22 protein-coding genes, 1 tRNA gene and 1 other annotated feature are annotated in these 24,279 nt (G+C 42.4%); of the genes, 9 read left to right on the top strand and 14 right to left on the bottom strand.

The genetic code is table 11. The features are described 5' to 3' along the window. The first annotated feature begins 108 nt into the window (after positions 1-108). From V7K45_RS16760 to V7K45_RS16745, 4 genes are all read left to right on the top strand, one after another. Entirely contained in the window at positions 109-2,157 is a 2,049-nt protein-coding gene (locus tag V7K45_RS16760; protein WP_335005321.1) for an elongation factor G, read from the top strand. A 203-nt stretch (positions 2,158-2,360) separates the two neighbouring features. Next, a complete protein-coding gene (locus V7K45_RS16755; protein ID WP_335005319.1) occupies positions 2,361-3,236 on the top strand; it encodes a prohibitin family protein in 876 nt (291 codons plus the stop codon). A gap of 542 nt (positions 3,237-3,778) precedes the next feature. Next, entirely contained in the window at positions 3,779-5,170 is a 1,392-nt protein-coding gene (locus V7K45_RS16750) for a hypothetical protein (protein WP_335005317.1), read from the top strand. A gap of 286 nt (positions 5,171-5,456) precedes the next feature. After that, complete coding sequence (locus tag V7K45_RS16745; RefSeq protein WP_335005315.1) at positions 5,457-6,107, top strand: Uma2 family endonuclease; 651 nt, start codon at positions 5,457-5,459, stop codon at positions 6,105-6,107. 135 nt (positions 6,108-6,242) lie between these two features. On the opposite strand, the gene rplL is transcribed toward V7K45_RS16745, so the two are convergent. The 8 genes from rplL to rplS all read right to left on the bottom strand — a co-directional run bounded on the left by rplL (position 6,243) and on the right by rplS (position 10,509). Then, a complete protein-coding gene (gene rplL / locus V7K45_RS16740) occupies positions 6,243-6,632 on the bottom strand; it encodes a 50S ribosomal protein L7/L12 (RefSeq protein ID WP_335005313.1) in 390 nt (129 codons plus the stop codon). A gap of 93 nt (positions 6,633-6,725) precedes the next feature. Further along, positions 6,726-7,310, bottom strand: a complete 585-nt coding sequence (gene rplJ / locus V7K45_RS16735) for a 50S ribosomal protein L10 (RefSeq protein ID WP_335005311.1) — start codon at positions 7,308-7,310, stop codon at positions 6,726-6,728. 62 nt (positions 7,311-7,372) lie between these two features. Beyond that, positions 7,373-7,540, bottom strand: a sequence feature (ribosomal protein L10 leader region). Between the two features lie 70 nt (positions 7,541-7,610). Next, positions 7,611-8,324, bottom strand: a complete 714-nt coding sequence (gene rplA / locus V7K45_RS16730) for a 50S ribosomal protein L1 (protein WP_335005309.1) — start codon at positions 8,322-8,324, stop codon at positions 7,611-7,613. Positions 8,325-8,436: 112 nt separating this feature from the next. Beyond that, positions 8,437-8,862: a 50S ribosomal protein L11 gene (gene rplK, locus V7K45_RS16725; RefSeq protein WP_099102703.1), complete on the bottom strand. Its 426-nt coding sequence runs from the start codon at positions 8,860-8,862 to the stop codon at positions 8,437-8,439. Between the two features lie 6 nt (positions 8,863-8,868). Further along, positions 8,869-9,510 (bottom strand): transcription termination/antitermination protein NusG, encoded by a 642-nt coding sequence (gene nusG, locus V7K45_RS16720; protein WP_292734337.1) that lies wholly within the window; start codon positions 9,508-9,510, stop codon positions 8,869-8,871. After that, positions 9,510-9,731 (bottom strand): preprotein translocase subunit SecE, encoded by a 222-nt coding sequence (secE, locus tag V7K45_RS16715; RefSeq protein WP_292734334.1) that lies wholly within the window; start codon positions 9,729-9,731, stop codon positions 9,510-9,512. Before secE ends, nusG begins: the two co-directional genes overlap by 1 nt. A gap of 190 nt (positions 9,732-9,921) precedes the next feature. After that, positions 9,922-9,994, bottom strand: a tRNA-Trp gene (locus V7K45_RS16710). 152 nt (positions 9,995-10,146) lie between these two features. Beyond that, complete coding sequence (gene rplS / locus V7K45_RS16705) at positions 10,147-10,509, bottom strand: 50S ribosomal protein L19 (protein ID WP_094348921.1); 363 nt, start codon at positions 10,507-10,509, stop codon at positions 10,147-10,149. Between the two features lie 153 nt (positions 10,510-10,662). Between rplS and V7K45_RS16700 the strand changes: the two genes are divergently transcribed. Both V7K45_RS16700 and V7K45_RS16695 read left to right on the top strand, forming a co-directional pair. Next, complete coding sequence (locus V7K45_RS16700) at positions 10,663-11,721, top strand: glycosyltransferase family 2 protein (protein ID WP_335005306.1); 1,059 nt, start codon at positions 10,663-10,665, stop codon at positions 11,719-11,721. Between the two features lie 680 nt (positions 11,722-12,401). Beyond that, a complete protein-coding gene (locus tag V7K45_RS16695) occupies positions 12,402-13,460 on the top strand; it encodes a glycosyltransferase (protein WP_335005304.1) in 1,059 nt (352 codons plus the stop codon). Positions 13,461-13,702: 242 nt separating this feature from the next. Here V7K45_RS16695 and V7K45_RS16690 read toward each other — a convergent pair whose 3' ends face one another. After that, on the bottom strand, positions 13,703-14,359 hold the full coding sequence (locus V7K45_RS16690; protein WP_335005301.1) for a hypothetical protein: 657 nt from the start codon (positions 14,357-14,359) through the stop codon (positions 13,703-13,705). Between the two features lie 323 nt (positions 14,360-14,682). Between V7K45_RS16690 and V7K45_RS16685 the strand changes: the two genes are divergently transcribed. Next, on the top strand, positions 14,683-15,192 hold the full coding sequence (locus V7K45_RS16685; protein ID WP_335005299.1) for a hypothetical protein: 510 nt from the start codon (positions 14,683-14,685) through the stop codon (positions 15,190-15,192). 8 nt (positions 15,193-15,200) lie between these two features. Here the strand turns inward: V7K45_RS16685 and V7K45_RS16680 are convergent, their stop codons facing one another. After that, positions 15,201-16,028, bottom strand: coding sequence for an ABC transporter permease (locus tag V7K45_RS16680; RefSeq protein WP_335005297.1), 828 nt, complete (start codon positions 16,026-16,028; stop codon positions 15,201-15,203). Between the two features lie 356 nt (positions 16,029-16,384). On the opposite strand from V7K45_RS16680, the gene V7K45_RS16675 reads away from it, so the two are divergent. Further along, positions 16,385-16,924 (top strand): DUF3172 domain-containing protein, encoded by a 540-nt coding sequence (locus V7K45_RS16675; RefSeq protein WP_335005295.1) that lies wholly within the window; start codon positions 16,385-16,387, stop codon positions 16,922-16,924. Positions 16,925-17,179: 255 nt separating this feature from the next. Here the strand turns inward: V7K45_RS16675 and V7K45_RS16670 are convergent, their stop codons facing one another. Then, positions 17,180-17,944, bottom strand: coding sequence for a DeoR/GlpR family DNA-binding transcription regulator (locus V7K45_RS16670; RefSeq protein ID WP_104906232.1), 765 nt, complete (start codon positions 17,942-17,944; stop codon positions 17,180-17,182). 295 nt (positions 17,945-18,239) lie between these two features. Here V7K45_RS16670 and V7K45_RS16665 point away from each other — a divergent pair, with 295 nt between their 5' ends. Beyond that, positions 18,240-20,159 (top strand): transketolase C-terminal domain-containing protein, encoded by a 1,920-nt coding sequence (locus V7K45_RS16665; RefSeq protein ID WP_335005293.1) that lies wholly within the window; start codon positions 18,240-18,242, stop codon positions 20,157-20,159. Positions 20,160-20,405: 246 nt separating this feature from the next. Here V7K45_RS16665 and V7K45_RS16660 read toward each other — a convergent pair whose 3' ends face one another. The 3 genes from V7K45_RS16660 to V7K45_RS16650 form a co-directional block, all read right to left on the bottom strand. Further along, complete coding sequence (locus V7K45_RS16660; RefSeq protein ID WP_335005291.1) at positions 20,406-21,239, bottom strand: AMIN domain-containing protein; 834 nt, start codon at positions 21,237-21,239, stop codon at positions 20,406-20,408. Between the two features lie 130 nt (positions 21,240-21,369). Next, a complete protein-coding gene (locus tag V7K45_RS16655) occupies positions 21,370-21,852 on the bottom strand; it encodes a hypothetical protein (RefSeq protein WP_335005289.1) in 483 nt (160 codons plus the stop codon). Positions 21,853-21,856: 4 nt separating this feature from the next. Beyond that, positions 21,857-24,067, bottom strand: coding sequence for a cation:proton antiporter (locus V7K45_RS16650; RefSeq protein WP_335005287.1), 2,211 nt, complete (start codon positions 24,065-24,067; stop codon positions 21,857-21,859). Between the last annotated feature and the right edge of the window lie 212 nt (positions 24,068-24,279).

Below are 24,279 nucleotides of genomic sequence, written 5' to 3'. Positions count from 1 at the left end.
TAATAACGAATTAAAGAAGGGGTAATTTTGACTCCAGAGAACCATTTTTTATCCCTCGATATATACAGAATCATGCGGTTATAAAAGACTTACCGCAAGGGAGGTTTTATGAACGAAAAAGTAAAATCGGGTTCGCGGAACGTTGCAATTGTCGGGCCTTATTTAAGTGGAAAGACCACTTTACTAGAAAGCTTGTTATTTGTCACAGGGGCAATTTCTCGCAAAGGGAGTGTTAAGGACAGCAATACAGTGGGAGATAGTGCAGCCGAGTCGCGCGATCGCCACATGAGTGTAGAAGTCAGCGCCGCTAGCACTGAGTATAACGATATTCGCTTCACCTTTATTGACTGTCCGGGAAGCGTAGAATTTGCCCAAGAAACTTACAATGCTTTAATCGGAGTCGATGCAGCAATTGTAGTTTGCGAACCCATCCGCGATCGCGTCCTCACCCTTGCCCCTCTATTTAAATTCCTGGACGATTGGGAAATTCCCCACCTCGTCTTCGTCAACAAAATGGATCGGGCAAATATTCACGTTCTAGAAACGTTGCACGCCCTGAAAGCAGTATCTAGCCGTCCCCTGGTAGCACATCAATATCCGATCATGAATGGGGAACAACTCACCGGCTTTATCGATATGGTGAGCGAACAGGCATATCAATATCATCCAGGCGCACCTGCCGATCCCATTCCCTTCCCCGAAAGTTTAAAAGAAGAAGAACATACAGCACGGGCAGAAATGCTCGAAGCCCTAGCAAATTTTGACGACCATTTACTTGAAGAACTTTTAGAAGACATTGAGCCACCTCAAGAGGAAATCCTCAAAGATTTAAAAATGGAATTAGGGGCAGATTTGGTAGTGCCCGTTTTCTTTGGTGTGGCAGAACAAGATTATGGTGTTAGACCTCTATTAGAAGCCTTGTTACGAGAAGCCCCCGAACCAGAAACCACAGCAGAACGTCGTTTAAAAAACATAAAAGGTGATACAGCTTTAGCGCAGGTATTAAAAACTTACTACACTCCCCAAGGTGGCAAACTTTCTCTGGTGCGTGTTTGGCGGGGCAAATTAACTGATGGCATCGTCCTCAATGGCATTCGCACTGGTGGAATTTACCGCCTCATGGGACAACAACAGCAGTCAGTTAACCAAGTTAGTGCTGGTGAAATTGTTGCCTTGAGCCGTTTAGAAGGAATCAAGACAGGGGATACAATCTCTATAGAACAGCAGTCGGCAATAAAATTACCCAAAGCTGTAGAGTTGGAACCAGTGTATGCTCTCGCCATTACACCAGAAAAGCGCAACGATGAAGTTAAACTCAGCAGTGCCATCACTAAGTTATTAGAAGAAGACTGCTCACTTGCTTGGGAACAACACGGTGATACCCACGAAGTTATTCTTTGGGGTCAAGGCGAGATTCATTTACAAGTCGCCTTAGACAGACTGCGCCGCAAATATAACTTGCCAATGACAACGCACTTACCACAAGTGCCTTACAAAGAAACCATCCGCAAAACAGTGGCTTCAGTTCATGGGCGCTACAAACACCAAAGCGGTGGTCACGGACAGTTTGGCGATGTTTTTCTCGAAATCAAACCCCTACCACGCGGTACAGGTTTTAACTTTAATGAAACCATTGTCGGCGGCGTGGTTCCCAAACAGTACATTCCTGGGGTGGAAATGGGCGTGCGGGAATTTTTGACACACGGGCCTTTGGGCTTCCCAATAGTGGATTTGGCGGTAACTCTGACTAATGGTTCGTATCACAACGTTGATAGTTCCGAACAAGCTTTTAAGCAAGCTGCTCGATTAGCAATGCAAACGGGGATACCCCAAGCGGAACCTACCTTGTTAGAACCGATTTTGCGGGTGGAAGTGACTACACCGAGCGAATTTACCTCCAAAGTGCTGCAACTGTTGAGCGGCAGACGGGGGCAAATTTTAGGCTATGAGGGGAGAAACGATTGGCAAGGCTGGGATAATGTCTCTGCATACTTGCCACAAGCAGAGATGCAAAACTTTATTGTAGAGCTGCGATCGCTCACCTTGGGCGTTGGTTCCTTCCACTGGGAATATAACCATCTGCAAGAAGTGCCAGAAAAGCTTGCCGAACGTGTCATTCACAGCAATGGCAATGGTGGTAACGGCAACGGCAAGTAATTTTGAATTTTGAATTAATTGTAGAGTAGCGTAGGCAATGCTCCAAGGCTGAGATTCCTGACTTCTGAGAAAAGTCGGGAATCTTTTTTAATCTATAAAAAGATTCGTAAACCTCTAACTTGTCTGAAATGATATGAGTTTCATAAAAGCGTTTGGGAATTATGTGATTAAGTACATTCGTCTTAACTACACACAAAAAACTCATGGGCTTTATAGTCTCTCTTGTAACTAGCCTAATTGCAATTCTCGTTTATCTCAATACAGATAAGATATCTAGTGAAAGGTCGCGTTTAGCAATACGCACAATTATGATATTAATTGGCAGTATTGCAGTACTGAATTCTTTTTCTAGGCTTTTAGTGATTGTCCCACCTGGTAATGTCGGTGTCGTCAATTTCTTTGGTGAGGTTTCAGAAACTACTCTTAATCCTGGTGTCCACTTGCTTAACCCCTTTAGCAAGGTGGTGAATTTTTCCACTCGGCTTAAGGATATAAAAGAAAATGTAGATGCAACATCCCAAGAAGGTTTGAGCCTAAATCTTGATGTCAGTCTTCAGTACAAGCTTGACCCGCAAAAGGCAGCTACAGTCTATAAAACAATTGGAACTGATGAAACACAACTGGTGATTTCCAGATTCCGCTCTACTGTCCGTGCCATCACGGCAAATTACCCAGCCAATGCTATTTACTCTACCAAACGCCAAGAAATCGCCCAAAAAATTGACCAACAACTCACCCAAGAGATACCAGCTTTGGGTTTCATCGTTGAGGAAGCTCTTTTAAGAAACATCAAAATGCCTGATACTCTACAAGCTGCAATTCAAAACAAACTCAAAACAGAGCAAGAAAATCAGCAGATGAAATTTGTTTTAGAGAAAGAGCGTCAAGAGGCAGAACGAAAGCTGATTGAAGCGCGAGGTATAGCTGATTCCCAAAAAATTCTCTCAAATGGACTTAGTAACCAAGTACTACAATTACGAGCGATTGAAGCCACAGAAAAGCTAGCTCAATCTAATAATTCTAAGCTGGTAATTATTGGTTCTGAAAAAGGCGCAGTACCTATTATGATCCAGCCATAAACAGGAACCTCAAAGCCCTAAATTTTTTTATCGGGTCAATGGTTTGACATAATTTTAATTGTATGCAGTATACACTATACATTATTTGCGATCGCTCACTCTCGGCGGTGGTTCTTTCCACTAGGAATATGACCATCTCCAGGAAGTGCCAGAAAAGCTTGCCGAACGTGTCATTCACAGCAATGGCAATGGTGGTAACGGCAACAGCAAGTAATTGGATTTATCTAGAATCCATGTTGATTTTCTATATAGGGACACTCATAAAGGGTGTTCCTAGTTTTATAGATTGTCCTAAATTTTAGCGATTAGGTACCACTTGGTTCTACCTAACACTTCAAAACATAATTTTATTTTTAGTTTCCTTATGTAAACTAAATTGCTACAACTAGACATAAAGAATCTGTTTTTGTAGTGTATGTAACACAAAATATGAAAAATTGTGTAAGATGTTTGTAATCACTTTAGATTAAGTATTTATATTTATGATGTGAAGTAGTAGGTAAGCACTACCACTAAGCACGCACTCAAGGAGAAAAACGTTAGTGTCTGAAGCAAAAGCAAATTTTGATCTAAATAGTGCCGAAGAACGTTTAGAAAAGAGAATTCTTGTGCTTGGTTCAGCACCTCATACAAGACAGATAAGCTCTTATGCTTGGGATAGATTGCCCGAATCCCTGAATGTTGCTGATTATGATGTAGTTATTCTTAACCTAGAACCATTTTTGGATCAGAATTTTGCTGACAACATAAATATAGAGAGATTTCCCTCTTGGCAGCATTTTGCTAAACTTGTATTTAGCCAAGGAAGCGAACTGATTATTATTGGACAGCCTACAATCTACATTGGAAAAAATCCTCGTATTAATATTTCCATGTGGCTACCACCATTACTTCCAGAGTTGGTAGTTGATTCGGGTGAAGAAATCCGCAATATTGACCCTGAGTTTACCTATTACTTCAAGTATGTGCGTCGATGGTTCTTTCATAGAACCTCTAATTATATTCCTAACGAATACATTTGGACTCATTACTTAAACTTAGTTCATCCTCAAGCTGATGATCTAGGAATTCGATATCATTCACTTGCACAAACCCGATTTCAAGAAGATATTGCTTTCCGAATGAAGTTTCAAGCATTGGGTGTAGCTGGAGGAAACTTTATTGATTCACAGAAACCTCTAGCAGTTCTTAGAATATCAGGTGATGTCATTTGTCTTCCCATACCAACAGAAATTTCTGCCCAGGAAGCAGTTGATCTAATTTTACAAGAAAGATATAAGTTACAATTTGAGTCAACTCCACCAGCATGGATAGAAGCATACAAACTTCCTCACGAGTTGCCCATTGAAGCTGAGATAGATCGGTGTAAAGATGCAATTAAACAATTGGAAAAGGAACTTACAGCAGCTACAATCCGATTGGGAGAAGAGTCACGATTTCGTAAATTACTTTACGAACAAGGTGAAGCTGCATTAGAACCAGTTGTGCGTGATGTGCTAAGGGAATTAGATGCTCAGGTTGATGAACCAAAACAGCCAGGTAAAGAAGATGGACGATTAATTGATCTTAAGCAGCGGAGAGGAATGCTAGAAATCAAAGGCTTAACACACCAATTAAAGCTACGCGAGGTGCGTCAACTTGATCAGTGGGTACGCGATGCGCTTATTGATGAAGATTGGGAAAGTAAAGGAATATTAATTGTAAATGCATTCCGTAATGAACCTTTAGGGAATCGAGGTGAGCCTTTCCCGCTTAACTGTATTCAAGCTGCAAAAAAATCTGAGCAATGTCTAATTACAACAATACAGCTTTATAACGCCCTTTGTGCTTTGCAAAGAGGTGAACTGAACCTAGAAATATTTTGGGACACTATATTTAGTACAAGTGGTGTTTTTTCTTTACCTGGGCTAGATTTATTATGTACTAATAGCTAATGCTTGTAGATTGATTCGAGTAGAGCGACACTCAGCATCTGAAAACTCGTTTTTTGAATTTCCTGAGTAGAGCATTTCATTGATTCGTAGTAAATTAAATTTGGTAATACTTTACATCCCTTTGCGCTTACTTTGCGTTCCTCTGCGTTTAAAACCTAAAGTTTTACGCAAAGCTATACTAAGTCCACCCAATCTATAACTAGTGTGAATTTTCTGCTCTACGATAACTTAATATTGGCTTTTGCAAGCTTCAACATGAAATTTCAATGGTAAGTAATGGTAAGTAATGGTAACACTTCAATTACGACAATTAAGTGTTCCGCCGGGACATAGAGTAATACTCCACGATGTTAGCTGGCAAGAATTTGAGGCAATTTTAGAAGAACTTGGCGACCATCGAGCCACTCGGTTGGCTTACAGCCAGGGAACTTTGGAGATGAGAATGCCATTACCAAAGCATGAGAAAGCCAAAGTCATCATTGGAGATTTGGTGAAAATTCTATTGGAAGAGTTAGAGATTGACTGTGAAACATTTGGCTCAACCACTTTCAAGCGTGAAGATATGGCTTTTGGTGTAGAGCCTGATGACTCTTTCTACATTCAAAATCATGCTCAAATGATTGGTAAAGAGCGAATAGACTTGACGGTTGACCCGCCACCTGATTTAGCAATTGAAGTTGATGTTACTTCCAAAACTCAACTAGATGCTTACCAAGCATTGCGAGTTCCTGAACTGTGGCGATATGAAAATGGCAAGCTACAAATTAATATTCTTCAGGATGGCAAATACATTGAGTCTGAAATTAGTTCTACTTTTCCCAACTTGCCAATTGTTGAAGAAATTCCCCGGTTTGTCGAACAAAGCCGAACTTTAGGTAGAAGCGCAACGCTTAGAGCATTTCGTCAATGGGTAAGAAAGCAAATCAACCCAACTTAATGTAACCCTTGATTTTTTAACAACAAATGAACGTTGTAATACTTAATAGTATTTTTATCTGCAACAGAAGACTTTACGATAAAAAAAAGGAGCCTGACTTAGGCTCCTTAATAAAAAACTGGTAATAGAATTTGACTACTTGATAGTTACCTTACCGCCAGCTTCTTCGATGCGCTTCTTAGCATCTTCAGCCGCATCCTTAGCAACACCTTCTTTAACTGCTTTGGGCGCAGCTTCCACCAAGTCTTTAGCTTCTTTCAGACCCAAACCGGTCAATTCCCGGACAATCTTCAGTACGGCAATCTTCTTATCAGCTGGGACTGATTCGAGAACCACTTCAAACTCAGTTTGCTCTTCTACGGCTTCAGGAGCTGCAACAGCAGCACCAGGGCCTGCGAACGATACACCAACAGGTGCAGCAGCACTTACACCAAAAGCTTCTTCAATTTGCTTGACTAACTCAGAAGCTTCCAGCAAAGAAAGACCTTTTAGTTGTTCTAAAATTTGATCGGTTGCAGCAGACATTGATATAACTCCTGTAATTTTGATTATTTATTTGTCATGGGTCATTGGTCTTTAACTATAGACTTTTGACTTTTGACTGATGAACCACGAAGTCTATTCAGCAGCAGTTTCAGTGCTGCTATCTTCGACAGTAGCGGTTTCGGTGCTACCACCACTTTGCTCTTGGTCGGCCACAGCCTGCAAAGCACGAGCCAGCGAACCAGGAACTTCGTTGATACCCACAGCAATCTTGGTAGCCAAAGCGTTGATAGCCCCAGCAATTTGTGCAATGAGTTGTTCCTTAGATGGCAAGTCTCCTAGTACCTTGACATCAGGTTCTTTGAGTAGACGACCTTCCAGTACACCACCGCGAAGTTCTGTCTTCTTGGTGACTTTCTGGAATTCTTGGTATGCCTTAATTGCCGATGAAAAATCTTCTTTTACCAGCAAAAAAGCGGAAGAACCATTGAGCAATTCTGACAAAGGCTGCCATTTTTCATCGTCTTTGATGGCAATGCCCATTAAGGTGTTCTTCGTCACCTTACAAACAGTGCCACTGGGACGCAACCGCCGCCGTAAGTCTGTGATTTCCGAAACTGTTAGCCCCTGATAATCAATTACTAGTGCCAGAGTTGACTCACTCAAAGTTTCTTTGAGGTCAGCTACTATTTCTTTTTTATTTTCTAGTGTTCTACCCATTCCAATCTCACCTCCTTAAAACAATCAGGGAAGTGCCCCAGTTGTGTGTTTTTTTCAACCCGAACCCAAACAACAAACCCCAGCTAATATAGCCGGGGTTGAGTAGTAAGACTCTTTACGCCATAGTCATCACACCTTTATAGGTGGCAATTCTGACAATTAGAGTTTTAACCTCGGCAGGATATTAAGTTATTAGCACCTGCTGTCTCCGGCTTTGCCTATTTAATTTAAAGTTAGGAGTGAGTAGTTAGGAGTTAGAAGTTTTATTCTTAACTCCTAACTTATAACTCATAACTCTTATTAACTTGCTTGGCTGAGTTTCAAATCTCTTAGGGCACTGATATCAACTTTAATTGATGGCCCCATAGTGGCTGACACATAAAATGTGCGCCAATAACGACCTTTAGCTCCTGAAGGACGGTTACGGTCAATTGTCTCTTGTAATGCCTTCAGGTTGACTAACAAATCTTCAGGCGAGAAGGTTGCCTTACCAAACATAACATGGACAATACCAGTTCGATCGGCCCGGAATTCTAATTTACCTGCTTTGAATTCTGCGATCGCACCTGCTAAGTCAAATGTTACGGTTCCACCCTTGGGCGATGGCATCAAACCACGCGGCCCAAGCAACTTACCCAGCTTTGCCACCTGTGGCATCACATCGGGTGTGGCAATCAGCTTGTCAAAATCCAGTCTACCTTTCTGAATTTCGTCAATCAGTTCTTCTGACCCAACTAAATCAGCACCAGCACTGCTAGCTTCATTTACCTTTTCGCCTCTGGCTATCACCGCGACCCGGACGATTTGTCCTGTACCTTTGGGCAGTGCTACCGTTGTCCGCAACTGTTGGTCTGTATACTTGGGGTCAATTCCTAACCGGATATGCGCTTCCGCAGCTTCGGTAAATTTAGCTGTTGCTGTGTCTTTAAGAAGGGCTAAAGCCTCTAAGGGATGATAGTCCTTATCTTCTACTTTTGCTTGCAGACCCTGCAAACGACGCGATATTTTTGGCATTTGTTCTCCTGGGGTAATTCCGAAGCCTCGCCTCTCCCCCGATAATTTTTAGTTATTTGTCCCTTGTCATTTGTCCTTTGTCGATTTTTTGCTAATGACCAATGACTAATGACTAATCCGTAACTGTTACACCCATATTTTTAGCCGTTCCTGCCACAATCTTCATTGCCGCTTCGATATCGTTGGCATTGAGGTCGGGGAGTTTGGTTTGGGCTATTTCTTGCAATTGTGCTTTGGTTATTGACCCAACTTTCTTTTTGTTGGGTTCATTCGAGCCTTTTTCAACTTTCGCCGCCTTCCGAATCAGTACTGATGCGGGTGGCGTTTTGAGTACGAATGTAAAACTCCGGTCTTCAAAAACCGAAATTTCTACAGGTATCACCATTCCAGCTTGGTCTGCTGTTTTGGCGTTGTACTCTTTACAAAACATCATGATGTTGACACCATGTTGACCCAAGGCGGGACCAACTGGCGGTGCTGGGTTGGCTTTTCCAGCATTCAGGGCCAGTTTAATGACCGCCACTACTTTCTTCGCCATTTGTATTTAACTCTGTTTCTCTACCTGATTAAATTCCAATTCTACTGGTGTATCCCTGCCGAAAATTGAGAGCAAGGCTTTAAGTTTACTCCGCTCTGGAGACACTTCAATTACCTCGCCTTCAAAGTCTTTAAATGGACCAGAAAGCACCATTATCTTATCACCAGTAGCCATGTCAATTTTGACAACAGCTTCTTGTTCGCTAGTTTGTTTGAATATACGTTCGACTTCTGAAGAACTCAGTGGTATGGGGTTGACATGACCGCGACCCTTACTGCTACCACGTTTTTGTTCTGAGCCGACAAAGTTAATTACATGAGAGGTGTTGCGTACCACCTGCCAAGTATCATCATCCATCATCATCCGCACCAGCACATAACCAGGGAAAACTTTTTCTTCTGTATGCTGGCGACTGCCATCTTTACGGATTTTCACCGCTGGCGTCTGCGGAATTTCTACCTGGATAATTTTGTCAGCGACATCAAAAGTTTGAATGCGTTGCTCTAAGTTAGTCTTTACACGCTTTTCACAGCCTGAAGCTACTTGTACTGCATACCAGCGTGCTTCTTTTGATGCTGCTTCTGCTGCTTCTGCTGTTTCCTCTGACTGCAACATTGAGTTGCGTGGTTCATCTGTTGCAAAACTCATTAGAACACCTGTTTTGCTGCCCAATGAAACAATCCATCGACCAAGTATATCAAAGATGCGGAGAGTGCCACCATTAACAACACAGCAGCGGATTCGCTCACTATCTGTTTCCGACTGGGCCAAACTACTTTTTCAAGTTCTTCTTTGGTTCCCTGTATGAAGTTGCCAAAGCTAAACCCATTTGTGGTTTCTGGCAATTCTGCTTCACTTTTTTTGGCCACGACCGTTTATCCCCCGTTTCTTATACTAGATCCTGCTTAATTGTCATCTAGGTTTTGCAGTTTCGACTCTATTTCACTTACTGGAAGCAAAACAACTGCAAATACAATAAGTTTACCCGAAATTATTAGCGCTAACTGCTATATTAGCAGCTGCGTAATTATTTCGGGCTTTGTTTTTTTTGCTCTTGAGCGCGCCCTGGAGGACTTGAACCCCCGACATCAGGTTTTGGAGACCTGCGTTCTACCAACTGAACTAAGAGCGCACAAGCTGTTTTTGATTCAGTGATTGCGCTGAACTAAATTTCAGTTTAACGCAATATGCCATCTATATCATACCTTAATTTTGCCCTTAAAACAAGTCAGCGGCAGATGCCGCTTGCAGCTTGAGATTTCTCCCATACTTTTGAAGGACGAATCACAAAGGACGGTCAAACCGTTGCTTGATTCGGGTTGCTTTACCTACGCGATCGCGGAGATAATATAGTTTAGCACGGCGGACTTTACCGCGACGTAACACCTTAATGCTGTCAATCCGGGGAGAATGCAACAGAAATACCCGCTCAACGCCCACGCCTTGAAAAACCTTACGAACTGTAATAGTTTCGTTGATGCCGCCATTGCGCTTGGCAATCACAACTCCCTCGTAGGGTTGCACGCGGTATTTTTCGCCTTCTTTGATTTTCACTCCCACTTTTACAGTGTCGCCCACATAAATGTCGGGCAGATTCGATTTTATCTGTTCCGCTTCAATGGAGCGGATAATCTCTTGAGCGTTCATAGTCTTTCTGTCTGCTTAAAAAAAACTCACGATCATCAATGATAAATCGATAATCCTATTTCAGTCTACTTGTTAGGATTGATAATTGTACTGATACAACAGCCTAAAGATCGAAGCTATATTGCAGAATGCCGTACTACAAAGGAAAAATTTATGAAATTTAGTATCGTCATCAGTACTTATAATCGCTTGAATTTGCTCAAAAGAGCAATTGATTCGGCTTGTAACCAAACAATTGAGTGTGAAGTGGTTGTCGCCGATGATTGTTCTTCTGATGACACCCAAACCTATCTCAAAAGCTTAGGGGATAAGGTTGTTTACCATCGCAACGAAGTAAACGTTGGTCATGCAGCAACGGTAAATGCTGGAGTTGCTAAAGCTAGCGGCAACTGGATTAAGTTTTTAGATGATGACGACTATTTAGCGCCCAACTGCATAGAAGAGATGGCAAAGGCGATCGCCCTTCGTCCTGATGCTGTAATCTGCTCTTGTGTGGCGGCTCAGGTGGATGGTAATGAAGTTGAACTCTCTCGCACCCCCCAAGTTGGCCCCGGTTTAGCTTTTTATATCCCTCAAGCCGATATTCACTACGGGATGCTTTTAGAGGTTGTACCCTTTGGTACACCTGTACAAGTAGCTTGTCGACGCGATGCTTTTCTACAAAGTGGTGGTTGGGACTCCACACTCGATGCTAACTGTGATGACATCGATTCCTGGATTCGGATTGCTCAGTTTGGCGATGCTATTTTCTTCAACCAGTGTCTTGCTTACCGCACTATCTGGCCGGGTGCTTATAATCAAAAGTTCTCTTTGTCTCAGCGGTTGGCGACAAATATTTTGATGAAGGAGAAAATTTACGCCTTGGTAAATGAGCAACATCGCTCAAAGATTCCCGCCTTTCAGGATATCAAAAATTACCTGAAACTCCATTGGATTTTAGTCGCACTGAAGCAAAAAAATCTCAAGAGTTTCCTTTCAATGATAGATTTATCTATACTTTCTCCTCGGTCTTGGAAGTTTTTGCTAACTGCTATTTCATCACGTCGGTCTCAGGGAAACAATTCTCAAATTCGTAAACTTGTATTGATTGAGTTTTACTATGATGTCTGGCAAAATTCCCAGAATAAAAGCGCCAGTCTTCAGAATTTAGAATTAGATTCTCTACCGTTGGTGGACTTGCCCATGAGCGTTCAGTCGAACTCTCAGCACTAGACGAGGACCTTACTACCAATTACCAGATTTGTCGCGGTGAAATTATCCAAAGTAGCCAAGGTGTAAAAAGGATAATAACCAAGAACTTTAACTTCTGTAGAAGTACCCGATTGCAAAAATTATATTTTGCCATCAGACCAGGTTATGTGTATATGAGTTGGTAATTTTGGAATTTGATTTAGAAGTGTGGAGTATGTAACGTTGCCATTTTGTTACCTCAAACTAAGGTTATGAGTTCAACTAAAACTGACTGAAGCTTTATGATTACTGGGATTTCACACAATTATTAACAGCAATAATGAATTATTTGTTACCATTAATTCCCTTCTTTATCATCAAGCAAAATGCTGTTGTGATAAACCATTATTTTAAAAAAACTTTTATTCTGTGGTTTGGCTGGTGTGCTGTACTAGAGTTTCGATACTAGGTATTGGGAAATATAAAATTTGAGATAACAGATTCAGTCTTCAGAATTTTGAAGTTTTACCCCGATTTATCGAGCCGTTACTGAATAAGTCTTTAAGCTAAGTAACTGGTAATAAGCGCTCTTAATCAGTAGAAAGTGGTTAATTTTACGCACTACTGACTACTTTTGAGTTGTCGCTGAAGACCTCAATAATTATGTTGGCTGATTTATACTCGGTTACTTATCTTTATTTTTTATATACATCTCAAAGATTATGCGAATCATACATATTTTGAACCACGTTCAAGAAATAGGTAACGGTATTGTGAATGTGGCTGTGGATCTGGCTTGTCTACAGGCAAAATCTGGTTATGAGGTTGCGGTTGTTTCTGCTGGTGGAGAATACGAGGCTTTACTAGAGCTTTGTGGTGTCAAACATTACCATTTGAACCAAAGCAGAAAACCGATAAATACGATTAAAGCAGCTATACGTTACCGAGCGATCGCAGCTGAATTTCAGCCGGATATTGTTCATGCCCACATGATGACGGGGGTAATATTAGCACGCATTTTTAAAGGAAACAAATATGTTTTAGTTTCTACAGTCCACAACGAATTTCAGCGTGCCAGCCTGTTGATGGGTTTAGCTGACAGGGTAATTGCTGTCAGTAAAGCTGTGCAAGATTCTATGATTAGGCGTGGTATTCCAGAACACAAATTGCGGGTGGTATGTAACGGCACTTTAGGCAGTCCCCGCACCCGACAAATCCAAGATTATCTACCTTTACCATTACAACATCCAGCGATCGCCACTGTAGCCGGGATGTATCAACGCAAGGGAATTGCTGAGTTAATTGCTGCCTTTGAAAAAGTTGCCTCAGATTTTCCCCAAGTCCATCTTTATTTGGTAGGAAATGGCCCTGATAAACAGCTATTTGAGGCGCAGGCACAAGCAACTTCTGTAAAAGAACGCATTCATTTTGAAGGCTTCCAACCAGAACCTCAACGCTATCTAATATCTTGTGACATATTTGTGCTGGCTTCTCACCGCGACCCTTGCCCTTTGGTACTTTCGGAAGCTAGGGAAACTGGAACTGCGATCGTCGGCACTCAGGTAGACGGGATTCCTGAAGCTTTAGACAACGGGCGAGCAGGTCTTTTAGTACCAGCAAAAGATAGTCATGCTTTAGCTGGGGTTTTAGTGCAATTACTGAGTAATGCCAAGATGCTGCAAGAGTGGAAACACCGGGCAAAGAAAAACCTAGACAGGCTGAGTGTTGCCCGCGTCCATCAGGAAACAATGACAGTGTATCGTGAGTTAATTACAGAATGAGGGTATGGGGCACAAGAGGCAGAGGTGCGGAGGGGCAGCACTTCGGCTACGCTCAGTGACCGAGGTGCAGAGGGAAAAACTTACTGCCACATCTCTCCTACTCGATACTTGTCGGGTTTTGGGGGAAAGAGACTCATGTTAAAGGGGAAAAAGCCTTATATATCAAGCCTTTCAATCCTTTTCCCCTTACCCTTTTCCCTTTAACCGAGCAGTATTGCTCCCCTGCTTCTTCCCTAGTCCCCTTAACAGAGCGATCGCTTTAATTTTAAAGCTACGCCTAAAGCACCGAAAACCAGTACGCCCAAAAGGTTAGTTGATTCAGGAACAGCGGTGTAATAAGCAGCGACTCTGATCGGCCCATCTTTATCTTCTTGCTCTGCTGGAATTGGTGGAATGATTCCAGCACCTGGCGCTAGATTAGGCAGGGTAGCGAATGGATTGTAAAACAAGGTTCCGTTTGGGATGACGCCACCACTAAAAGTGACAGTACTACCAGCAATGGTAATGTCTTTAAAAATATCCTTGAGATCGGGATTAACAGAGTTACCAATCTTCCCATCTCCATTAACATCTCCCCATTCCACTTTTTCATTATCAAATGGTGGAGTCGAATTCGGATTACTATAGGACAGAGTTTTTAAATCAAAGACCAAGCTATTTATATCTTTCCCGGTGGCATTTAGAAAGTTATTAGCTACATCTGGAACACCATATTCTATTACTTGCCCTGGTAGATAGTCTTTAAGGGTTCTTGGTTTTTTTATATCGAGTATGGCTTGATTTTTAGTCGTCACAATGGGTTCTACAAAAATGACGGCTCTTGCTGGTGTCCAAGACAAAAAACTAATTCCTGCTGTTCCTAGAACAGACAAGGCTATTTTTGTGGCAATTCTAGTCATATTTGTGTCCTTTTGATATTGATTCGCAGAATGCTACACCGCATGGTTTAAATCAAACAGCAAAAACTCGCTTTTCAACCGCTATCTATCTGCTAGATAAATAGTGGTTAATGTGTGCTTGCTCACTGAGTTGATATCTACTCATAGGTTGATTTATAAAGCAATTCTTGTAATGCTTTATCATGATAACTAGTAATTTCACGCAATCTTTATAAAAAATCCAAATTATAACTTATGCATTGACAGATTAGACAATATGTGAAACATAAATAATTGGTTCATTGCTGTCTTAGCGGGACGCTACGTAGCAGGGTTGAGATGAAATGGTTATAAGATTTAGAGACTATGGCAAACGGCTTACTGATTTTGAGCAAGAAATTTTAGTATGTTGTCCCCGATGCAATCGCCTTGCCAAGGTATTGACTCTAAGCTCTGAGCAATCAAGTCTCAGTTCCATCAAAAGAATTACCTGTCAGCACTGTAGCTATACAAAACAACAGTCAAAAGATGGCAATCGAAAAGCCGCATTGGTACTGTGGCAGAACAATTACAGGAATAAAAAAAATTCTCGCTATGGAATATTAGACCATTTTTTTGGCTTACCCCTGTGGCTACAAATCTCTTGTTGCGGTCAGGTGCTATGGGCTTATAATGAGGCACATTTGAACTTCCTGGAAAGCTATGTTCGATCGAGGTTGCGAGAACGTTTGCCAGATGAGTCATTAGGCTGGCACAATGGCAGTCTTGCCAGTCGCCTACCCCGATGGATCGAGCTAACGCAGCATCGGGAAAAAGTTTTACAGAAAATTCAACAGTTAAAGCACAGGTTGTAATCAACGCTTTAATCTTGCTGATGAGCAAACTTATAACCACCCCAGAGAGAAAGAGCGATCGCGATCGCCAACAAAATCGGTATGCTGTACCAAGGAAACTGAGACAAGGGTAAATGGGCAACTGCACGCAATCCAATACTGGCGTAGGTTAGTGGCAGCAGGTAAACTAAAACTTTAAGAGCCGCTGGTAATGTAGCAGGGTCAAAGAAAGTCGCTCCTAAGAACGACATGGGGATAATGATAAAGTTATTGTAAAGTCCCACTGATTCGAGCGATCGCACACTCAACCCTACAATCACCCCTAATCCAGCAAATACCGCACAATTGAGCACCACTAACAGTAAAAACAGTGGGTTGAGAAAATTCCAGTTTCCACTAAACAGCAGCGCTACCAAAATCACGGAACCGGAAGTCATCAAACCCCGCACGACTCCCGCCAGCATTTTACCGATGTACAGCGCTAAGGGATTTATGGGAGTTAACAACAATTCTTCAAAGGTTTTAGTAAATAGTCTGTCTCCACAAATTGAAAATGTCGTTCCAGCAAAGCTAACTGTCATCGACGACAGCGCCACCATTCCCGGTAATATAAATTCCAAATAGTTGTTATAGTTACCACTAATTCCCGAACCGGGTTTGATGGAACTACCTAAACCCAAGCCAAAAGCTAAAATATATATCAGTGGCGATATTAAGCCTGATGCCGCAACTGGTAAAATTCTCACGCGTAAATCTAGCCAATCTCCCCAAAAAATAGTCAGACTATCAGCCAGGAAGATTTGAAGTTGCGAAGTTTTGAACCTCTTGCCCGAAGGTAGCGCTCTTTGAGATGTCACTTGTTTTCAATTAATTATTAAAATTTCATTAAATCTTAATTTACATTGTTTTACACATCAATTACTAGGGGTAACAAAAATATTTCATCCGAAAAATTGAAAATTAACAACAAAAGTTAGATAGTTTAAGCATTCTGACTGGATCAATTGTGAAAAGTAAATTAGCCATATCTGATAACAATTAAAAGTATTAAAATTTTGTCCCAATATCTGGATAAACTAGTATTTTTCTCATTAAACAAGAATATCGCAGAGAAAATCACAGGCAATTACAGTCAAGAATAGGCATACTGAAAGAGGGAGAAAAAACTTTAGACTACTCCCTCCCAAATCGGCGTGAAGGTGATTAAGCAACAATGAGACGTAAATCTACTGGTAGATCGGCTACTACTTCTAAACCCTCTATTTTCCAATCCCCTCTATTTAACTTCACCACCATCGCAATTATGGGAGGGGTGTTGATTTTGGGAATTGGGATTGGCATTGCTTTTAGTTCTACAACTACATTGGCTCCATCAAATGTAGCTTCCCGTGAATTTATAGACACCAAAGCACCGAATCCTGAAATTTGCGTGCAGTACGGAGCCAGCGCGATGGTGATGGACGCTAGACTGTTCGTCACTCTCAACCCCTTCAATGTCTATGTTGCCCAGCCTAGTATGCGTCCTGGATGTGTGATCCGGCAAAATAACTGGGCGCTTTTAGAGAACCGCAAGTTGGTGACATCTGAGCAGGTAAATGAGTGCAAAAATCGCCTGAACACCTTTGGTTTTACAGGTAATTTGGACAGTGACAAACCTGATATTAGATGTATATATCAGAATGAAGCTGCTCAAAACTTCTTCACGGCTCAACCGGGAGCAGTTGGAACACCTCAGGAAACGGATAGATTTTAGATTTGGGTATTGGGTATAAGAGGCAGAGGGGCAGCACTTCGGCTACGCTCAGTGACAGAGGGGCAGAGGGGAAAAATTTACTGTTACATCTCGCCTACTCAATACTTGTCGGGTTTTGGGGGAAAGGGACTCATGTTAAAAGGGAAAAAACCTTATATATCATCAAGCCTTCCAATCCTTTTCCCCTTACCCTTTTCCCTTTAACCGAGCAGTATTCCTCCCCTGCTCCCCAGCGATCGCATCTTCAAAATCAGATCATTCGTACTCGTCACGTATAATGGTCAAACCTAAAGCTTTGTAGGCACTCAGCATATTATTAGATACTGTGGGTGCAGTTACTAGGTAAGTCAGGGCATGAATAGACTCCACTAGATAAGGAGCAGCCGTGTCTAATTTTTCTGCTGTCACTAATCCTACTACCTCAGCCGATCCAGCAATCATCGCTCGTTTTACGTGGGCTTCGTCTAGGTTAGGTACGCTAATTCCAACTTCTGGATGCAAACTGCAAACTCCCAACATGCACAAATCTGCACGAATCATCCGTAATGTCTCAATAGTGACAGTACCCACGTTCACCAAGGCTTTTTTGTAGAGTTGTCCACCTAACATCACAACTTCTATATGGGGATGTTCTGCTAAAGCAACTGCTATTGGCGGACTATTTGTGATCACTGTTGCGTGCAAATCTAGAGGTAAATGACGGGTTACTTGGAGAGTTGTTGTACCTCCATCTAAAATCACCACCTGTCCCGTACAAACTAATTTTGCTGCTGTCCGAGCGATCGCTTCCTTTTCTTTTGGCGCTTGCTTTTGGCGATCGGCATAACTGGCGGTGGCTGGAGATTTGAGGAGCGCTCCCCCATGAACGCGTTGCAATAGTCCCGTTTCTGCTAGTTCTCGCAAATCCCGGCGAATCGTATCCTCAGAAACTTTGAGAACAGCACTAAGTTCTGTCGAAAGTACCTTTTTATCACGACGCAGAATTTCTAAGATGAATTGTCGTCGTTCAGCAGTTAGCATAATTAATTTTCCTGAAATTGCGTTTTTGGACTTGAAATTGCGTGTTTGTGAGTTTATACTTATTGATATGCAAGTTCTTGTACGGTAATCCGTAACTTCAATTGAATTCAAGCACATTCATGCACAATTGCATGTATTGATTTTGGCATTTGATGAAATCACACGGTTCCACAACGGTTCCAAGTGGTTAACTTGAGCTTGGATAATTGTTGCCCAATCAGGGTTTTAACAATTTTTTTGTAGTGCGATCGCGCATCCTATCTGTTCAAATTGTTTTTTATTCAATCAATAAACCATGACTACTATTAATACCCAATTTCCGATCGATCTCGGTGCTTACCAATTTTTAGCGCTCAATCCAGCAAATTCCAGCCTTACCGCCCAACAGCGAGAGACTCTAAAAGCGAATATTCAACTCTGCCGGGATGCGATCGTCTTTTTTACGGCGACTGGCGCGGCTAGCGGAGTCGGCGGCCATACTGGCGGGCCATACGATACAGTACCAGAGGTAATGATCCTCGATGCCTTTTTCCGGGGAGCATCGGAGCAATTTGTACCGATTTTCTTTGATGAGGCAGGACATCGAGTCGCCACCCAATATCTAATGGCAACGTTGCATGGTGACTTACCTGCCGAGCAACTTTTACGTTATCGGCAAGCACATTCTAATTTACCGGGACACCCGGAACTAAAACTAACTCCTGGTGTGAAATTTAGTTCTGGCCGCCTGGGTCATATTTGGCCTTACATCAATGGTGTGGCAATGGCGAATCCAGGCAAGGCTGTTTTCTGTCTCGGTTCTGATGGTTCGCAGCAAGAAGGCAATGATGCTGAAGCTGCTCGCTTGGCTGTTGCTCAACATCTCAACGTCAAGCTGATTATTGATGATAATGATGTCACGATCGCTGGACATCCTTCTAAATATTTACCTGGTTTTAGTGTCGCCAAAACCTTAGAAGGGCACGGGTTAAAAGTACTTCAGGGAGACGGGGAAGACTTAGACGATTTATACCATCGTATTTGCGAAGCTGTAAATACTCCCGGAGCGATCGCTATTATCAATAAACGCCCGATGTGTCCTGGTATTGAAGGTTTAGAAGGTTCCATTCATGGCCATGATGTAATTTCTGTAGATTTAGCACTTAAGTATCTAGAATCTCGCGGACAAACTGCGGCTGTCGAATACCTTAAAAGTATTGAGAAACCCAAACAAACATATACATTTTTGGGTTCCGGTGACAAATGGGGCGCTAACCGCAGTGTGTTTGGGGAAGCCGTGGTAGGTGTCCTCAGTCGCCTGAGTGAGACGGAGCGTAAAGAAAAAGTCAAGGTCATTGATAGCGACTTAGAAGGCTCCTGCGGTTTGAAGAAAATTCATGAAACATACCCAGAAATATTTATTTCCTCCGGCATTATGGAACGGAGCAACTTCTCTGCTGCGGCTGGATTCGGGATGGACGAGGGTAAGCAAGGTATTTTTGCGACCTTCAGCGCCTTCTTAGAAATGTGTATCTCAGAAATCACGATGGCAAGGCTAAACTATTCCAATGTTCTGTGTCATTTTTCCCATGCGGGTATAGATGACATGGCAGATAACAGCTGCCACTTTGGTATAAATAATATGTTTGCCGACAATGGCTTGGATGATGGCTACCCAACACAGTTGTACTTCCCGGCAGATAATAATCAAATGATAGCTTGTGTAGAAGCTGTGTTTTTTGACCCTGGACTGCGGTTTATTTTCTCTACCCGTTCCAAAGTGCCCAATATTCAGGACAGCAACGGCAATGACTTCTTTGGAAGTGGCTATAAATTTGTTCCTGGTAAAGATGAAGTTATACGAGAAGGGACGCAAGGTTACATTATCAGTTTTGGCGATGCTCTCTACCGTGCCGTTGATGCTGTAGAGCGTTTGAAACAAGAAGGGTTAGACGTTGGTTTAATTAACAAACCAACTTTAAACACCATTGATGAAGAAATAATTACCAAAGTTGGTAATGCTCCTTTTGTGCTGGTAGTAGAACCCTTCAACCGTCGCACTGGCTTAGGCAGCCGTTTCGGTTCCTGGCTGCTAGAGCGGGGGTTGACTCCCAAATATGCCCATCTTGGAACTTACAAAGAAGGTTGCGGCGGTTTGTGGGAACAGTACCCATATCAAGGTATCGATCCAGTCGGCATCATCAACAAGGTGAAGGAGTTAGTTGGAAAAAGGTAATTCATTAGACTTCTTGGCATTGTAGGGCAAAGGGTAAGGGGTAAAGGGTAAAGGTAAAAGGATTGGAAGGCTTGATATATAAGATTTTTCCCCTTTAACATGAGTCCTTTTTCCCCAAAACCCGACAAGTATTGAGTAGGGGAGAAGTGGCAGTAAGTCTTTCCCCTCTGCCCCTCGGTCACTGAGCGTAGCCGAAGTGCTGCCCCTCTGCCCCTCTGCCTCTTCTCCATACCCAATTCCCAATTTTTATTTAGTTTTGGGTAAAGGTTGACCAAACTCGATTACCTGGGGTTCGGAATCGTTGGGGATTGTTGGAATAGGAAATTCCGACACCCCTAAAGAAGGAATGTTATTTAAATTACTGGGTTGATTTGGGAAAGAAGGAGGGGGAAGACTCAAAGCAGGTTGTTGAGAGGATGTATTTTGATTTAAAGCAGGTACGGTGACAAAAGGCTGCCCTGAGTTAGTAGTAATTGTTGAGGGCAGTTCATTGGATGGGGGCGGAACTGTAAGTAAGGGGGATTGTTGATTAGTAGCGGTTACGGGTTGTTTACTAGGTGGCTTTTGGGGTGTTTGAGGTTGTTTCTTAGCTGAAGGAGGGGAATTTCCTGATTTTACGGCAGTAGTTTTACTAGAAAAAACCGGACGGAATACCCAGCGAGTGGAGTTTTTTCGGGAAACGGGTTGCAGTTGTACCTTTTTGGGATTAAAAACAGTCCCTGTTGCTAAATCTAAGACAATACGTGTATCGTTTGCGTTTAGCTGAGAAATACGAATGCTTTTGATTGCTCCTGAATAATTTTGTTGCGTGGTAACTTTGCCCAACTTAGTATTCGGTAAATCTACAACCAGACGAGAGGGTTGTGCTAAGTAGAAATAACGAGGGGTTGTGCCTGCTGAGAGATTGATTTCGAGTTGCTGTGTCTTGGGAGAAAAACGCCAATTATTTAGCTTTGCCCCTGGTGTAGCAGCAGTAGTGAAAGTTTCAAGGGCGATCGCTGCATAAAAACTTAATATACTGATGCTAAATAACTGCTTGCCCCATTGGTAATATTGCTTAGTCTTTAGTCTCCGATCCATTCTGTTATTTGCTCCATAAAACCCATACAATGCACTCACACTGCTGTTTACTTCGCGCTTTCAATCCCGTAGACGCGATGAATCGCGTCTCTACAAACGCCATGAATCGCGTTTTTTCCCACTCCTCAATTCAATTAGCTTTTTGGGGCACAGCAGTAAATCTTAGAGCTTGTGGAATGCCCTGTACGGTTAATTGACCTGTCATATTACCTTTATCTACAAGTTGCATTTGAATTGTGACTGAGGTTAGAGGATCGTTTTGGGGGTGAGGAATATTACAAAGGATTGATTTACCAACTTTCCCAGATAAATTTAATTGTTGATTTTTGAAGATGCCTGCCAGAGAGTGCTTTTCGTCAGTGTCGGCGTTAGCGTTTGCCGGTAATACAGAGGCATTTAAGTAAATACCTGACTGCTCAATGTTTAACGTCAGAGTATCCGATTTTTCACAGTTAGGCAAATTATCCGCTAGGGTTAGACGATAGCGACCGTTAACTGGCGGAGGAGCCTTGAGTTTGTTTTCTCCGTAAACAGTGACAGTTTTAAACAACAGTAGCACTGAAATTATTGCTACTCCGTAAAAACTTAAAGATTTGAAGTTGAAATGATTCATGTTCTCAATTCCTCAATGTTGGCTCTTGACTGCTAACATCAGGAAGCATAGAGGCAAGGTGAGCGGTGACTTGGCTGTAGCGGCGGGTAATCAGCAGGGAAGAACGACATTGGATAGCTAGTTGATCTGTATATCTTCCCAGGGTTTGGCGCTCGATCCCCCAAGCGCGGCTAGTGCCGGCAATAGTTAGATCAACACCTTCTGAGGCTTGAATTACGGCTTGGATTGGTTCTGGAGCTTCAATAATTTTGATTTCAATGCGATCGCGTACACTGGTGGGCAATTGCTCCATCATCGTATTTAGTTCGTAATTCAATTCTTCCTTAGCCTGATTTGCTACGATTTGTAATATCTGCAAGATACAAGTTTCACGATTGATTAGTAGTCTTAAAGCTAGTATTAGTGCTAAATCATCATGGATATTGGCAGAATAAGGTACTAATAAACTTTCTAATTGCTCTTTGCCTTTATCTACAAACACTGCTACATCAACTGGTGCGGTGGTAAGCATTTGTCCGACTCGTCCACCTAAACGATTACTACTAAAAGCTGGCCGATGCCAACCCACGAGAATTAAATCAGCTTGTTCTAATGTGGCAATCTGTGCTGTTTCGCGGGCAACATTGCTAGATATGCGAACGATCGGATGCACACAAGAACGAGTTTCTGGCGGTTCGAGAGTATTAATTAACTCTTGTAGCTGTTGGCGACGCTGGGTGATTAATCGGTCTGCTTCAACTGGGGTACTTTCAAAGGCATAGTCTTCTTGAAATTCAATCAGGCTAAGAGGATTAACAATGGCAGGATAGCGGTAATTGAGAGCGATACCTACGGCGGGCTGCGCCAACGCTACTGCCAACTGTACTAAACCTTTTTGGGTATTTGGATTAGCCACTGGCACCAAAATTCGGAAAGGATGAGGGGAAGTTTCACTTCCAGTAGAGGTGTCTATACCTGTTTCTGCTTCCAACTCCGGTTCCATAACATCTAACCTGATCAGCTTTTTCGGATATGTCCATTCCAGCAGTGGCGAGGTCATGAAGGTAGTTACCAATGCCATAATTACCAGCATGGTAAATATTAAGGGGGAAATTACCTTTAACTCTAAACCAATGTTTAGCACTATCAGTTCGGTTAAACCGCGAGTATTCATTAACCAACCGAGTGCCGAGGCTTCCCGTTTACTAATGCCACTGACACGCGCTGCTACATAAGTACCAACATATTTGCCTGCGATCGCCACAGCTAAAACCAACGCACACAAAAGCCACAATTCGGGACGGTTGAGCAAGCCAATCTGCGTTTTTAAACCACTGTAGGCAAAAAATATGGGCAACAAAAAAATTAGGACAAAATCTTCTGTTTTTACTGCCAATTCCCGCACTAAATCTTCATTTTTGGGCATGGCTGCTCCCAGCAAAAATGCACCAAAAATTAAGTGAATCCCAATTAGTTCGGTGATAAGTGCCGATGCAACCACGCCCATATAAATCCCAGCTAGCAGTAATTGGCTGAGTCTTCCTGCACGGAGGTAGTGTTTGGCAAGGCGTTGAAGGAACCAACGACCGACTGTCAACATCAAGCCGATGTAAACTATGCTGGTGATAATTGTGGGTACAGCATCAGCAAAGTCACCAGTTCGAGCAACTGCGATCGCTACTGCTAATAGACACCAAGCTGTGACATCATCCACTGCTGCACAAGTTAACGCCAACGTTCCTAAACGCGTTCCTTGCAGATTGTTTTCAGTAATGATTCGCGCCAACACTGGGAAGGCAGTAATCGACATCGCCGCCCCCAAAAATAAAGCAAAGGCGGTGAATGATACACTTGCATTAGAAACTAGGGGATAAAGTATCACCGCTAGCAATGTTCCTAAAGAAAACGGCACCAAAATGCTGACATGAGAAGTTAAAACTGCTACTTCTAATTGCCCTCCAAGATATTTGGGATTTAGTTCTAGCCCAATCAGAAACATGAAAAATATTAGTCCCACCTGAGACAAAACATTCAGAAAAGGAAAAGTTTCTGGTGGAAACAAGCTAACTGCTAGATGGGGAGCAACTAAACCAAATAAAGATGGTCCAAGCATAATTCCGGCGACAATCTCACCAATTACTAGCGGTTGCTTAATGGAACGGAATGCTAGCCCTACTAGCCGTGAAAGCCCAATAACAATCAGCACCTCAACCAGAACGAGAATAACTATGTGCATGGTTTCCTCAAAATTAACTATCTGGTTTTCCTAAGATAATTCTTTAAAAGACTGCAAAATGTCAAGCTTGTTAAATATAACTAAGAGGAATTTGTGCTTCGTTGTTATATTAATTATTGTTACGATGCAGTTGCAGCCGTTATGGGTAAGCAAGTTCGTAGTAAGGATTTTAGTCCTTCATTTTCTCAGGACGAAAGCGCTTACTAAAAACT

It is taken from the genome of Nostoc sp. (assembly GCF_036917375.1).
Classification (GTDB): Bacteria; Cyanobacteriota; Cyanobacteriia; order Cyanobacteriales; family Nostocaceae; genus Nostoc.
The sequence above is the reverse complement of the archived record's forward strand: the minus strand, read 5'-3'. Positions and strand labels throughout refer to the sequence as shown.

Coding starts and splice junctions, on each gene's coding strand:
- rplJ (WP_335005311.1), bottom strand. CDS start 7,310: ATGGGTAGAACACTAGAAAATAAAAAAGAAATAGTAGCTGACCTCAAA.
- V7K45_RS16660 (WP_335005291.1), bottom strand. CDS start 21,239: ATGGATCGGAGACTAAAGACTAAGCAATATTACCAATGGGGCAAGCAG.
- V7K45_RS16670 (WP_104906232.1), bottom strand. CDS start 17,944: ATGCTAACTGCTGAACGACGACAATTCATCTTAGAAATTCTGCGTCGT.
- V7K45_RS16690 (WP_335005301.1), bottom strand. CDS start 14,359: ATGACTAGAATTGCCACAAAAATAGCCTTGTCTGTTCTAGGAACAGCA.
- V7K45_RS16655 (WP_335005289.1), bottom strand. CDS start 21,852: ATGAATCATTTCAACTTCAAATCTTTAAGTTTTTACGGAGTAGCAATA.
- rplS (WP_094348921.1), bottom strand. CDS start 10,509: ATGAACGCTCAAGAGATTATCCGCTCCATTGAAGCGGAACAGATAAAA.
- nusG (WP_292734337.1), bottom strand. CDS start 9,510: ATGAGTTTTGCAACAGATGAACCACGCAACTCAATGTTGCAGTCAGAG.
- V7K45_RS16665 (WP_335005293.1), top strand. CDS start 18,240: ATGACTACTATTAATACCCAATTTCCGATCGATCTCGGTGCTTACCAA.
- V7K45_RS16675 (WP_335005295.1), top strand. CDS start 16,385: ATGAGACGTAAATCTACTGGTAGATCGGCTACTACTTCTAAACCCTCT.
- V7K45_RS16760 (WP_335005321.1), top strand. CDS start 109: ATGAACGAAAAAGTAAAATCGGGTTCGCGGAACGTTGCAATTGTCGGG.
- V7K45_RS16685 (WP_335005299.1), top strand. CDS start 14,683: ATGGTTATAAGATTTAGAGACTATGGCAAACGGCTTACTGATTTTGAG.
- rplL (WP_335005313.1), bottom strand. CDS start 6,632: ATGTCTGCTGCAACCGATCAAATTTTAGAACAACTAAAAGGTCTTTCT.
- rplK (WP_099102703.1), bottom strand. CDS start 8,862: ATGGCGAAGAAAGTAGTGGCGGTCATTAAACTGGCCCTGAATGCTGGA.
- rplA (WP_335005309.1), bottom strand. CDS start 8,324: ATGCCAAAAATATCGCGTCGTTTGCAGGGTCTGCAAGCAAAAGTAGAA.
- V7K45_RS16755 (WP_335005319.1), top strand. CDS start 2,361: ATGGGCTTTATAGTCTCTCTTGTAACTAGCCTAATTGCAATTCTCGTT.
- V7K45_RS16700 (WP_335005306.1), top strand. CDS start 10,663: ATGAAATTTAGTATCGTCATCAGTACTTATAATCGCTTGAATTTGCTC.
- V7K45_RS16745 (WP_335005315.1), top strand. CDS start 5,457: ATGGTAACACTTCAATTACGACAATTAAGTGTTCCGCCGGGACATAGA.
- V7K45_RS16650 (WP_335005287.1), bottom strand. CDS start 24,067: ATGCACATAGTTATTCTCGTTCTGGTTGAGGTGCTGATTGTTATTGGG.
- V7K45_RS16695 (WP_335005304.1), top strand. CDS start 12,402: ATGCGAATCATACATATTTTGAACCACGTTCAAGAAATAGGTAACGGT.